10 protein-coding genes are annotated in these 13,582 nt (G+C 51.0%); 3 read left to right on the plus strand and 7 right to left on the minus strand.

Annotation, left to right across the window (positions count from 1 at the left end):
• Positions 1–202 precede the first annotated feature (202 nt).
• Positions 203–808, plus strand: coding sequence for a TetR/AcrR family transcriptional regulator (locus EHW58_RS04720; protein ID WP_077578734.1), 606 nt, complete (start codon positions 203–205; stop codon positions 806–808).
• A 59-nt stretch (positions 809–867) separates the two neighbouring features.
• On the opposite strand, the gene EHW58_RS04725 is transcribed toward EHW58_RS04720, so the two are convergent.
• The 6 genes from EHW58_RS04725 to EHW58_RS04750 all read right to left on the minus strand — a co-directional run bounded on the left by EHW58_RS04725 (position 868) and on the right by EHW58_RS04750 (position 7,056).
• The gene (locus tag EHW58_RS04725) at positions 868–1,914 is read right to left on the minus strand and encodes an ABC transporter ATP-binding protein (protein WP_077578733.1); all 1,047 of its coding nucleotides are present in this window, start codon (positions 1,912–1,914) and stop codon (positions 868–870) included.
• Positions 1,911–3,542, minus strand: coding sequence for an iron ABC transporter permease (locus EHW58_RS04730; protein WP_152795048.1), 1,632 nt, complete (start codon positions 3,540–3,542; stop codon positions 1,911–1,913). The genes EHW58_RS04725 and EHW58_RS04730 overlap by 4 nt, the downstream gene beginning before the upstream one ends.
• Before the next feature lie 63 nt (positions 3,543–3,605).
• Positions 3,606–4,622 carry a Fe(3+) ABC transporter substrate-binding protein gene (locus EHW58_RS04735; RefSeq protein ID WP_046073997.1) on the minus strand — a complete coding sequence of 339 codons (1,017 nt, stop codon included), beginning with the start codon at positions 4,620–4,622 and terminating at the stop codon, positions 3,606–3,608.
• A gap of 164 nt (positions 4,623–4,786) precedes the next feature.
• Positions 4,787–6,016 carry an ammonium transporter gene (locus tag EHW58_RS04740; protein WP_046073996.1) on the minus strand — a complete coding sequence of 410 codons (1,230 nt, stop codon included), beginning with the start codon at positions 6,014–6,016 and terminating at the stop codon, positions 4,787–4,789.
• A gap of 18 nt (positions 6,017–6,034) precedes the next feature.
• Positions 6,035–6,373, minus strand: a complete 339-nt coding sequence (glnK, locus tag EHW58_RS04745) for a P-II family nitrogen regulator (RefSeq protein WP_046073995.1) — start codon at positions 6,371–6,373, stop codon at positions 6,035–6,037.
• Positions 6,374–6,672: 299 nt separating this feature from the next.
• Complete coding sequence (locus EHW58_RS04750; RefSeq protein ID WP_172970005.1) at positions 6,673–7,056, minus strand: YacL family protein; 384 nt, start codon at positions 7,054–7,056, stop codon at positions 6,673–6,675.
• A gap of 126 nt (positions 7,057–7,182) precedes the next feature.
• On the opposite strand from EHW58_RS04750, the gene EHW58_RS04755 reads away from it, so the two are divergent.
• Complete coding sequence (locus tag EHW58_RS04755) at positions 7,183–8,334, plus strand: glycerate kinase (RefSeq protein WP_152795052.1); 1,152 nt, start codon at positions 7,183–7,185, stop codon at positions 8,332–8,334.
• Between the two features lie 61 nt (positions 8,335–8,395).
• Here the strand turns inward: EHW58_RS04755 and acnB are convergent, their stop codons facing one another.
• Positions 8,396–10,993: a bifunctional aconitate hydratase 2/2-methylisocitrate dehydratase gene (gene acnB, locus EHW58_RS04760; protein ID WP_046073992.1), complete on the minus strand. Its 2,598-nt coding sequence runs from the start codon at positions 10,991–10,993 to the stop codon at positions 8,396–8,398.
• Between the two features lie 553 nt (positions 10,994–11,546).
• Between acnB and EHW58_RS04765 the strand changes: the two genes are divergently transcribed.
• Positions 11,547–13,460 carry a methyl-accepting chemotaxis protein gene (locus tag EHW58_RS04765; RefSeq protein ID WP_046073991.1) on the plus strand — a complete coding sequence of 638 codons (1,914 nt, stop codon included), beginning with the start codon at positions 11,547–11,549 and terminating at the stop codon, positions 13,458–13,460.
• Positions 13,461–13,582 lie beyond the last annotated feature (122 nt).

The following is a 13,582-nucleotide window of genomic DNA, read 5'->3' on the forward strand; positions in this document are numbered from 1 at the left end:
AGAAAAAATAATCCGTGCCTTTGTTTTTTGTAATGAATGACTTTTTTTGCAGACAAAATTACGTTTTTACGGCCTAGATCAGGCTTCTAGCCGTTGTCAGGTCATAAATGGCTGGTATAAACTCAATCCCGCTAATAATAAAATCATTAGCACAAACAATAATTAATTTGTACAAACCAAAAATAAGTTGGCAGGTTTTAGGATGGCTCAATCAAATGAGAGAACAAGGACGCGGCTATCGCCCGAGCGCCGCAAAGAGCAGTTATTAGGGTGTGGCTTAGATGTGTTTGCCAAACGCGGGATTGGTCGTGCGGGGCACGCCGATATTGCCGAAATGGCAGACGTCTCCGTCGCAACGGTATTTAACTACTTCCCAACCCGTGAAGACTTGGTGGAAGAGATCTTGGCCCAGACCGAGAAACACTTCATTAAACTGATTAATGAGTGCACTGGGCAAGATCAATCAATGCGGGCATCGCTAAACTGCATTACCTCGCAAATTATTGACACGGCACTGGCAGACAAAGCGTGGATGAAAGTCTGGTTTGAGTGGAGTACCTCTATTCGCGAGGATATTTGGCCACGCTTTGTCAAAGGCAGTCGAGACGCGATGGATCAGTTCGAGCAAGTGTTCGAGCACGGGATGGCAAAAGGTGAGATGGTCGACCGTCACCAACCGCGTGAGCTTGCCAGTATGTTGGCAGGGGTATGCTATGTGCTATTTTTACAGGCGCATCAGCAACCCGACAAAACGGCTTTAAACGCCATGGCTCAACACTATATTGACGTATTGTGCCAACAAAGCTAGCCGCGTTGTCAACGCCGTAAAAAGCCAACCCCTCGGTTGGCTTTTTTGGTTCTGGTGTCTTAATCGTCAATAAAACTCGGCCCATCATTGAACAGGACTGGCTCGTGGGGGCGAATATGTAAGCTGACTTTATCCCCTACCAATAGCGGCTCACGCGCGTGTACCGACAGTTTTTGACCATGGATATCGATGGTATAACGGCTACTGTCACCCATAAACTGTTGGGATAACACCTGTCCTTCCCCCTCAGCATCAGCACGAATGCTTAGAAATTGAGGGCGCAGTAACCACCAATGCGGGCCTGGGTGACAATGCACCGGACGTGGCCACGGACCGAGCGGTGTCTGCATTTGTTCTTGCGACGAGACCGTTACGGGCACATAAGAGCCCTGGCCAAGAAAATCAGCGACGAAACGGCTCGCAGGTTGGTAATACACGTCTGTGGTATCGCCATACTGTTCAATGAGCCCCTGATTCATTACCGCTAGCTTATCGGCAAACGCGAATGCTTCCTCCCGACTGTGCGTCACAAGGATCGCCGTGACGCCTTGGGATTTAAAAATGCGTCGGATTTCTTCAATTAAATCATGACGAACCTGGGTATCAATATTCGAAAAGGGCTCATCAAGCAATAACAGATCCGGTTCATAAGCCAGCGCTCTCGCTATCGCTACGCGCTGTTGTTGGCCGCCCGAGAGCTGATGAGGATAGCGGTCACCCAGCTCCGCCAGACGCACCAGCTTGAGCATCTCAGCCACTTTTTCACTTCGCGCTGCCGCGCTGAATCCAGACAGACCAAACCCCACATTGTCTGCCACCGTAAGGTGTGGGAACAGCGCATAGTCTTGAAAAATCATCCCAATATTACGTTGCTCTGGCGGGATTGAATGCTGATTATCGTCCATGAGTTTGCACCCAATCGATAGTTTTCCTGACGATAATGGCATTAATCCTGCCATCGCTTTTAGCAACGTCGTCTTCCCGCAGCCACTGGCGCCGAGCAAGCACACAATTTCTCCCGGCGCGACTTGCAGCGACAAATCTTTTAAAACAGGGGTGCCGTTATAACTGCAGGTCAAATTCTCTATCGCGAGCGCACACTTCATTGATATTTTTGCTCCAATGACCGATTAATCAGGATAAGGGGGACCAAGCCAACCACGACCAACAAAATGGCAGGTAAGGCGGCATACTCTAGGTGCTCATCCGAGGTAAAGTTGTACACATAAGTGGCCAGTGTTTCGAAATTAAAAGGGCGTAATAGAATCGCAGCATTAAGCTCTTTCATCGACTCAATAAACACCAACAGCATCGCAATGAGTGTCCCCCGCCGAATTAAGGGTAAATGCACACGACGAATCACCCCTGTGATGGTGCACCCCATGGTTCGCGCCGCCATATCCAATGAAGGAGGAATTTTGGCCATGCTTGATTCAATGCTGCCAATGGCGACGGCACTGAACCGCACGACAAAGGCCACCAATAAGGCCACCATGGTGCCAGATAATAGGAGGCCAGGCCGTCCCCAGCCGTAATGCGTGGCGATATCGTTAATGAAGTGATCGCTGCGCGTCAGCACTAACATCACGCCAATCGCAAGCACCGTGCCCGGCACCGCATACCCCATAGACGCCAATCGCATGGGCGCCACACTGACCCCATGCCCACGCAGGCGGCGATACACATTCACTGTCCACGCAATGCCGACGGCAATGAGCGCCGCTAAACTTGAGGTATAAAAGCTGTTATAGCTAAAAGTGGCAAACTCGCTGACCGCATTTTTTTCGTAGTAGTGCCATGCATAAACTAAAAGCTGGAGCAGAGGTAAAATAAACGCCAGTGACAGCAGACTCCAACACCAGGCTAACACCCCCACTTTACGCCAGCCTGTTAAGGGCATTTTCTCAATCGCATCACTGCTCGAGCTTGGACTAAATTGTGCTTGTTTACGTCGCCCATAACGTTCAGCACTGATCAAAAGGAAGATAGCAACCAGCATGATCGCAGAGATTTTGGCGGCAGCGGTTAAGCTCGAGTAGCTCAACCAAGTATCATAGACTGCGGTTGTCAGGGTGCTGACCGCAAAGTAATTGACCGTACCAAAATCGCCCAGCGCCTCCATCGCCACCAAAGAGGCCCCCACCGCAATCGCCGGCCGTGCCAAGGGTAAAGAAATGCGACGAAAGCTTTGCATCGGCGAGCAACCGAGCAAACGCGCAGAGTGGGTCAAGGTGACACTTTGCTCCATAAACGCGGCACGGGTGAGCAGGTAGATATAAGGGTATAAGACTAACGCCAGCACAAAACACGCACCCGGCAAGGTACGCATATCGGGAAACCAGTAATCATTGACCGTTTGCCATTCAAACAATGCCCGCAAGCCACGTTGTAGCGGACCGGCATAATCAAACCAATCGGTATAGATATAGCCAATAATATAGCCCGGCATCGCAAGCGGAAGCACCATCGCCCACTGCAGTTGCCGGCTGCCCGGTACCTGATACATGGCCAGCATCCACGCGGTGGGCACCCCGAGGATAATCGCAATCGCCACCACGCCAGCCACTAACAAGCTGGTGTTCAAGGTATAAGTCGGCAGTACGGTCTCGAACAAATGGGGGAAAATATCCCCAGTATCGCCCACCGCGGTATAAAAGATCGCTAAGATCGGCAAAACCAGCAATAGGGCTAAGCCCCAACTGCTGGTTTTTATCATGGGTAATCTATCTCGCATGGCCTACTACATTAAGGCGTCAGAGAAAGACAACAGGGGCGGCATCCGCCCCTATGCAATGGCTTACAGGTCGAACTGAACTTCATCCAGCAGTTTCACTGACTGGCTGTAGTTATCCGCAATCGCCTCAAGCGGCATTGGGTCATGCTTGTAGTCGCCCCAAGACGCCACGAGCTCAGACTGCTCAACACCCGGCTTCACAGGCTCTTCGAAGTTCACCTCAGCATACATATGCTGTGCTTTGTCTGACGTTAAAAATTCCATTAGTTTTAGCGCGTTTTCTTCGTTCGGTGCGTACTTCGCCATCGCCATGCCACTCACGTTCACGTGCGTACCGTGCGCGTTTTGGCCAGGATAGTTCAAGTAAACCGCTTCCGCCCACGCTGTTTGTTCTTCGTCGTTCAGCATTTTGCCTAGGTAATAGCTATTACCCAGTGAGACGTCACACAGGCCTTCTTTGATCGCTTTCACTTGTGCACGATCATTGCCTTGTGGTTTACGTGCGAGGTTGTCTTTTACGCCCTCAAGCCACTCTTTGGCTTTCGCTTCACCGTGGTTTTCGATGATAGCTGACACTAAAGAGACATTGTATGGGTGTTTACCTGAACGGGTGCAAATCTTGCCTTTCCATTCTGGTTTTGCCAAGTCGAGATAATCAAAATCGTCACCCAATTTGCCGACACGCTCGCGTGAAGAGTATACCGCACGAGCTCGTGTTGTCAGCGCGACCCACTTATCTTCACTATCTCGGAACTGCTCAGGCACGTTTTGATCGATAACATCACTTTGCACGGGCTGTACCACGTCTTGGTTTACCAGCTCTTTAAGGCGTGAAATATCAACGGTTAGCAGTACGTCAGCCGGGCTGTACTCACCTTCTTGCTTGACCTTTTCCGCCATGCCTTTTTTAGCGAATTTAACATTCACAGCAATGCCGGTCTCTTCGGTAAACGCATCGAACATGGGTTCAATCAAGAAAGGTTGGCGATACGAGTAAACATTGACTTCTTCGGACGCAACCGCGGCGCTGGTTCCTAATAGGCTTGCGGTGATAGCCGAGGCAATCAGTAGTTTTTTCATCGTGGTAGTCCTTAAATATGATGATAAATGATAACGAATCTCAGTTTCGTTAGTATACAACTAATGACTCAGGGCTCAATATGATCAGACGCAAAAAGAAAGAAACCTTACATCCAAAAATGTAAGGTTTCGTTTCAGAGTTTACTCGAGTTACGTGTAACTGACTATTTTACGCTAACAAATTCGGGATACGCATCAATACCACAGTCGTGAAGATCCATCCCTGACATCTCCTCTTCTTCGGTGACACGAATGCCCATGGTATTTTTCAGCACCAGCCACACGAGGAAACTTGCCGCAAATACCCAAGCAAAAATCACTGCCGCCCCCAGAAGCTGCGCACCAAAGGTCGCCCCTGTGTTACTTAATGGCACAACCATCAGGCCAAAGAAGCCACATACACCGTGCACGGAGATAGCACCGACAGGATCATCCACTTTGACCTTATCCAGACCAACAATACTGAATACGACAATCACACCCGATACCGCACCGATAATCAGCGCTGCCACGGGTGAAGGCGATAACGGATCCGCCGTGATGGCCACTAAGCCGGCTAAGGCACCGTTGAGTACCATGGTCAAATCGGCTTTCCCCCATAGGGTTTTACACACCAGTAATGCTGCTATCGCACCAGCCGCTGCCGCCGCATTGGTATTCAAGAAGATTTGTCCGACAGCCGTGGCATTTTCAAAATCTGACACCATCAGTTGTGAGCCGCCGTTAAAACCGAACCAGCCGAACCACAAGATGAAGGTACCCAGTGTTGCCAGAGGCAGGTTTGAGCCAGGAATGGGGTTAATTTTACCATTTTTTCCGTATTTACCTTTACGCGCCCCCAAAAGTAGCACACCTGCGAGGGCTGCCGCCGCGCCCGCCATGTGAACAATCCCAGAGCCGGCGAAGTCACTAAAACCAGCCTCTGAGAGGAAGCCTCCGCCCCATGTCCAGTAACCTTCAACCGGATAAATCACCGCAGTTAAGATGACAGAGAACACGAGGAACGCCCACAGTTTCATGCGCTCGGCAACCGCCCCTGACACCACAGACATGGCGGTGGCAACAAACACCACTTGGAAGAAGAAGTCAGATTCGAGCGAATGATCCGCATCGGCGCCTTGGGTGCCAATCAAGGCCCCAAAAGAAGGGACAAAACCGCCGCCACTGTTGTCCACGTACATAATGTTGTAGCCCACCAACAGGTACATGGTACAAGCGATAGCATAGAGGCAGATATTTTTGGTCAGTATCTCAGTGGTGTTTTTCGAGCGCACCAAGCCTGCCTCTAACATGGCAAAGCCAGCCGCCATCCACATCACTAACGCACCAGATAAAAGAAAGAAAAAGGTGTCGAGCGCGTAGCGCAATTCAGTCACCGTGTTTACCAGTTCCATTGTCTTTACTCCCTGTTTTTAAATTGCTTCCAGATCCATCTCACCAGTACGGATCCGCACCGCCTGCTGAAGATCAAAGACGAAGATTTTACCGTCGCCGATCTTGCCCGTTTGTGCGGCCTTAGAGATCGCCTCCACAACACTGTCGACATGTTCGCTCTGCACAGCGATTTCTAATTTTACTTTGGGTAAAAAATCGACCTGATACTCAGCACCACGGTATAACTCTGTGTGCCCTTTTTGGCGGCCGAAACCTTTCACCTCTGAGACAGTCATGCCGTCAATGCCAGCATCCGCCAACGCTTCACGTACGTCATCAAGCTTGAACGGCTTGATAATGGCGCTAATCAGTTTCATATCCTTCTCCTGAGTCCTTGTGTTTGCATCATCGTCTAACTATCAAGAGCCGTGCCAACATTTAACTTATTTAAAATCAATAATTTAAATAAGCTCGGGATAGAAAGGCTTTCATTTGCACCATATAAGTGCGAATTATTCACCAACACAGCGCATGCCAGGGGGAGCAGCATGCGATTGCACCAAGGAGGAACATCGGAACGAGAATCAGGAGAAAAAGCGAGGGGGAGGTTCAGCCATTCGAAGCACGCACACGGTGATACGTGCTCAGCCATGAAGAGTTGACTCAGAGAACCCGCTTAACGTCGACCGTAACGGACAATGAAGTCTTGGTAGGCGTCCAGCATCACCACAAAGTCTTGGTAACCACACGCCGCGTAACTTTCTTCATCGTAAAAGGTCAGCGCTTGCTCATTGAGCGTGGTTTGCGCCTCGTCCGAGGCAGGTTGCAGCATGGCATTCGCCACCACCACGACCTCATCACGATTGGCGGTAAGCGTGAACGTATGCCCGCGCCACTGCTGCTCTGACTCAAGTTGCTGCAGGGTATGTAGACAGGATGTTACTTGAGTCAGCTCAGTGCCGAGTTCATCCAATAGCCAACGTCCTATGGCTTCATGTCCCATCGAAAAAACAATCCGGTAGCTGTCATCAAAACTGTTGCGAGAAAATTCGTAATCCACACTGACCTCCAAAATTGGCCGGCTATTGTCCTGCTTTTTGTCAGAATTGCCAAGCCAGTGCTGTCATCAAAATGTCACTTCAACCATACTTAAATGGAATAACAGTAAGCAGTAAAGGATAGGCTTATGCATATCGTGATCGCGCCTGATTCATTTAAAGAGAGCCTGAATGCTCGCCATGTTGCACAGGCGATCGAGGCAGGCATGGCGCCTATTTTGCCTCACGCTCGCTTTTCACAACTGCCAATGGCGGATGGGGGCGAAGGTTATGCGCAAAGTTTTCTCGACCAAATCGGCGGTGAGCGTTATCACTGTGAGGTGACTGGACCCGACTTTCGCCCGGTGACCGCCGAATTTGTTATCAATCGCGAACATCGTCTGGCCGTTATCGATGTTGCCAGTGCTTCAGGCCTTCCCTTAGTCCCACAAGACGCACGCAACCCTCGTCATACCTCCAGCTTAGGCACTGGCGAGCTTATTCGCGCCGCACTTGACCATGATATTGACGAAATCATTATCGGGTTGGGCGGCAGTGCGACCAATGATGCCGGTGCGGGGATCTTGACCGCCCTCGGTGCCAAGCTCCTTGATGGCGCAGGCCACCCCATCACGCCCACCGGGGAAGGACTCGGCGCCTTGATGACAATTGATCTTGATACGCTTGATTCACGGCTTAAGCCCGTGACACTGACCGCCGCCTGCGATGTGGATAATCCATTATGTGGACCGCACGGCGCCACCACTATCTTTGGGCCACAAAAAGGCGGACAAGAAGAGGATATCCGTGTCTTAGAGCAATACCTGCACCGCTTTGCGAGTATCTGTCACTTGCAACTGGGACAGTCGGTTTGCCACTTTTCTGGCGCCGGCGCAGCAGGAGGTATAGGTGCTGCCTTGGGCGGGCTACTCGGGGCAAGACTCGAACCCGGGGTCGACTTATTACTCTCACGCACCCAGGCTCATTCATTATTGGCCAATGCCGATTGGGTGATCACTGGCGAGGGGCGTGTCGATGGACAAACGCAGCACGGCAAAGTGCCGGCTGCTATCGCCAGCATTGCACAAGCTTATCAGATCCCAGTCGTGGTGCTCGCAGGCAGTGTGGGTGACGATTGCGAAGCGCTTTACCAACAAGGTGTCACGGCGATATTTCCCATTCAAGCCGGCCCCTGTGAATTGAGCGACGCGCTAATGAACAGTAAAAAAAACCTCATTCGCACCAGTGAAAACATCGCACGCATGATCCGACTCTCCTCCCATCGATCCACAACGGCTTAACACACATAAAAAAAGCGCCCCACGTCTGGGGCGCTTTCAGAACGAAATGAGTCAGCAGCCGTTATACCGCTGCTTTAATAATCACATCATCCGCTTTTTTGGTGTAGGCATCCATTTGATGGAAGTTGAGGTAGCGATAGGTATCGCTGGCGGTCGCATTGATTTGCTCCGCGTACTCAAGGTACTCCTCTTTAGTCGGAATACGGCCAAGGATCGCGCCGACAGCAGACAACTCCGCTGACGCGAGATAGACATTCGCGCCTGTACCCAGTCGATTAGGGAAGTTTCGCGTCGAGGTCGACAGCACAGTCGATTTTTCTGCCACACGCGCTTGGTTACCCATACACAACGAGCACCCTGGCGTTTCGATGCGCACCCCTGCTCGGCCATAAATACCGTAGTAACCTTCGGCGGTGAGCTGATCTCGGTCCATCTTCGTCGGTGGTGCCACCCACATACGGGTAGATAAACTCCCTCCGAACTTGTCCAGCAGTTTACCCGCCGCGCGGAAGTGACCAATGTTCGTCATACAGCTGCCGATAAAGACTTCATCAACACTGTCACCTGCCACATCTGACAAGCTACGTGCATCATCTGGGTCATTCGGCGCGCACAAAATCGGCTCTTTGATGTCAGCCAAGTCGATCTCGAGCACATGCGCATATTCGGCATCTTTATCTGCTTCCATCAAACTTGGGTTTTCCAACCATTGCTGCATAGCTTGAATGCGGCGCTCGATGGTACGGCGATCGCCATAGCCCTCAGAGATCATCCACTTAAGCATCACAATGTTCGACTCGAGGTATTCAGCCACTGAATCTTGCGACAGCTTGACCGTACAGCCAGCCGCAGAGCGCTCCGCTGACGCATCTGACAGCTCAAACGCTTGCTCTACCGTCAGGTGCTCAACCCCTTCGATTTCCAAAATACGGCCAGAGAACTCGTTAATCTTGCCCGATTTCTCCACCGTCAGCAGCCCTTTTTGAATGCCAAAGTAAGGGATAGCATGAACCAGGTCGCGTAGCGTTACCCCAGGTTGCATCTCACCTTTAAAGCGCACTAGGACAGATTCTGGCATATCCAGTGGCATCACGCCGGTCGCGGCCGCAAAGGCCACGAGACCTGAGCCAGCAGGGAACGAAATGCCCAGCGGGAAACGGGTGTGTGAATCCCCACCCGTCCCCACGGTATCGGGCAACAGCATTCGGTTGAGCCATGAGTGGATCACACCGTCACCGGGACGCAGCGCCACGCCACCACGGTTCATAATAAAGTCGGGCAACGTATGGTGTGTTTCCACATCAACCGGTTTTGGATAAGCAGAGGTATGGCAGAACGACTGCATGGTCAAATCAGCGGTAAAGCCAAGGCAGGCCAAATCTTTCAGCTCGTCGCGCGTCATGGGCCCGGTGGTATCTTGTGAGCCCACGGTGGTCATTTTTGGCTCACAATAGGTGTTCGGGCGCACGCCCTCAACGCCACACGCTTTACCCACCATTTTTTGTGCCAAGGTAAAGCCTTTGGTGGAATCAGCCACCGGACGTGGGCGACGGAACACCTCAGACGGCTCAAGCCCTAAGCATTCGCGGGCTTTGTCAGTCAGGCCTCGGCCAATGATCAATGGAATACGTCCGCCAGCACGCACTTCATCGTACAAGATGTCTGTTTTTAGTTGGAAGGTAGATAGGACATCATCGGTGCCGTGCTTGCACACTTTGCCGTCGGCCGGATACAGGTCAATCACATCGCCCATGTTGAGCTTGCTCACATCAAGTTCAATCGGCAGCGCGCCCGCATCTTCCATGGTATTAAAGAAAATAGGCGCGATTTTGCCACCTAAACAAAAACCACCTGAGCGCTTGTTAGGGACGTTAGGAATATCGTGCCCCATAAACCACAACACCGAGTTGGTTGCCGACTTACGAGACGAGCCAGTACCGACCACATCACCGACATAAACCAGTGGATGACCTTTTTCTTCCAGCTTTTTCATTTGCTCGATCGGGCCAATCTCTCCCGGTTTGTCCGGGTGAATACCTTCACGCTCGTTTTTCAGCATGGCCAGCGCGTGCAGGGGAATATCAGGACGAGACCAAGCATCTGGCGCGGGTGACAAGTCATCGGTGTTGGTTTCACCCGAGACTTTGAACACCGTCAGTGTCACTTTTTCAGGAATTTGTGGTTTTTCCAGGTACCACTCAGCGTTCGCCCACGACTCCATCACCTGCTTGGCGTAGGCATTGCCTGCTTTCATTTTGTCTTCAACGTCGTAAAACGCATCGAACATCAATAAGGTATGAGACAGCACTTTCGCCGCAATCGGCGCGAGCTTGTCATCATCAAGTAAGGTGATCAGCGGCTCGATGTTGTAGCCACCTTGCATGGTGCCAAGTAATTCAGTGGCACGCTCGGGGCTAATCAACGGAGACTGCGCTTCACCTTTTGCCAGTGCGGCCAGAAAGCCTGCTTTCACGTAAGCGGCTTCATCCACACCGGGTGGGATTCGGTTTTCCAGTAAATAAACGAGAGTTTCTTCTTCGCCAGCGGGCGGGTTTTTCAGCAGTTCTATCAAACTGGCGGTTTGCTCAGCGTTAAGCGGTTTAGGCACAATACCCTGAGCGGCACGTTCTTCGACGTGTTTACGGTAGGCTTCAAGCACGACTATTTCCTCTTTTCTCGGTCAGACCGTATGATCCAACATCCTTGGAAAGTGTTAGTACTCGTATCACGCTTATCCGGCGAAGTTTATTAAAATTTTCCAGCAAGACGAGGGTTCGAGCACGTAACCGCTGCGTGAGGATAGCATTTTTAACCTAAAATTAAAATCTACTCGTTTTGTGAAACATAATACTTAGGTCGTAGTAACGCGGTACGCTAATCCACACCTCTAGGTATAAGTTACCCAGAGCCTGTCGCGGTTGTAACTGATTCTACACCGCTTTTCGCCATCGCGCAGTGATCCGACTACCATTGCTTTGCGCCCTATCTCCTTCAAACGACGACGCACTTTTACCGCTTTATGTTGAAAGCGCGAGTAAAGTGTCATTTTTATCAATAACCCTGAGCAAAGGCTTCAATTTTATTGTTTCATGGTCGATACATAACCAATCATTCACACATATCTGCTAACTTAGATGTTAGTGCCATAAACATCATCACATTTTTGTCACGCTAACCTATCGTCTGTTAATAGACCAAATAGAGAGAAGGGCATGAAGCTAAAGCAACTCACGATCAAACAAAAACTCGTGTTGGCATTTGTCTCAGCGGTGATCGCCTCCACCGCCATCATCAGTTATATGAGCTTAAGCCAAGCACGCGACATCATGGAAAAGCGCCTGTTAGAAAACGAGCTTCCCACCACCCTCACCCAGTTTAGAGATACCATTGACAGTGAGGTCAACCAGCTACAATCGGCCGCACGCCAGCTTGCCTCTAACCCGGTGATGCTAGATATCATCAACCAAGATATTACACCCGCAGAAGAAACCCGCGTGATCAAACAGCTCAACGTATTACGTGAGCAATACGATTTGAATGATGCCTCCATTGCCAACCGCAACACCGGGCAGTATTGGAATCAGAACGGATTTTTACGTGTGTTAACGCGTGAAAAAGACAGTTGGTTTTACAACTTCCTCGACAGTGGCAATGCCACCATGGCCCAGGTTTTCCAAGAAGAAAACGGCGAACTCAAGCTATTTGTTAACTTCCAACAGCTCAACGGCAAAGGGTTAGCCGGTTTCTCACGCTCGTTGGAGGACATGACCCGCTTTTTGAATCAATTTAAAATTGAGCAGTCAGGGTTTGTGTTCTTAGTCAACGCTGAGGGCTTGGTCCAATTACACCGCGACACCAATCTGATGGGTGAGCAAACCCTGAGTGATATTTATGGTGGCCAAGCGCGCAGCTTGCTGCAAAAAGGCGATTTTAACCTGCTCGACACCCGTATTAATGGTGAAGAGGTCCTGCTGGCATCCAGTTATGTGCCCTCCATGGATTGGTTTGTTATCGCCGATGTCCCTGCCGAAGAGGTTTACGCGCCTCTCAATGAAACGCGCAATCAGATCCTGATGGTATCGGTCGTCGTCGGTCTCATTTTTATCGTCGTTGCCGTCTGGTTAGCTGCGACCATTACCAAACCCATCCAATATGTCGCCAATGTGTTCCGTGAAATCGGTGAAGGTGAAGGGGACTTGCGCCAACGCGTGGATATCAATAGCCAAGATGAAATTGGCCAACTCGCCTCTGGTTTCAACAGTTTTGTGGAGAAAATCCATCGTCTAGTCTCAGACGTTGCCCGTACCGGTGGCGAATTACGTAGTGCGGCCGAGCAAGTCTCTTCACAAGCCAGTGCTACCCAATCGCAAAGCGAGTATCAGCGGGATCGCACCGTGCAAGTGGTTACCGCCATCAATGAAATGGGGGCGACCGTTAATGAGATTGCAGGCAATGCCGCCAGTGCTGCCAGTGCCGCCAACCAAGCCTCTGATGATGCGGCAAGTGGCCAAGGCGTGGTGACCCAGGCACGGGATACAATCGCTCGCCTTGCTGATGACATGGAGAATATGTCGAAAGTGATCAGCGCCTTGGCTGAAAACACCGATTCGATCGGCGGCATTTTGGATGTGATTCGCGGGATCTCCGAGCAAACCAACTTACTGGCGTTGAATGCGGCAATTGAAGCGGCGCGAGCCGGCGAGCAAGGACGTGGCTTTGCGGTTGTCGCCGATGAGGTACGCAGCTTGGCCAGTCGCACCTCTGATTCCACCGATGAAATCCAGACCATGATTGACCGCCTGCAGCAAGAAGCGCGCAACGCCGTGGATGCTATGGAGCAAAGTCGCACCATGACCGCTGAAGGGGTCAATGCCTCCGATGAGGCCTCACAATCGCTCAATGCAATCAACGAGCAGATTGTACAAATCTCGGACATGAACACCCAGGTGGCCACCGCGACTGAAGAGCAGTCCACCGTGGTCAACGATATTAACCAAAATATCGAAGAGATTAACCACAGCTCGCAGCAAACCGCTGATACCGCCAACACCATGGCAGAAGCCAGTGAGTCACTGCGCGATCTTTCCAAACGTCTTGATACCTTGGTTGGGAGCTTTAAGCTTTAAACCATTGCGATGCTACCGACTGACGCACTAAGCGGGCCTTGGCCCGCTTTTTTATTGTTCACGACCCAGAAGTACATCACAGGTACAAAAAAGCCCCGCATGGCGGGGCTGAGTCAGAAAAA

The sequence above is a fragment of the Salinivibrio sp. VYel1 genome (genome assembly GCF_009377945.1).
Lineage (GTDB): Bacteria > Pseudomonadota > Gammaproteobacteria > Enterobacterales > Vibrionaceae > Salinivibrio > Salinivibrio siamensis.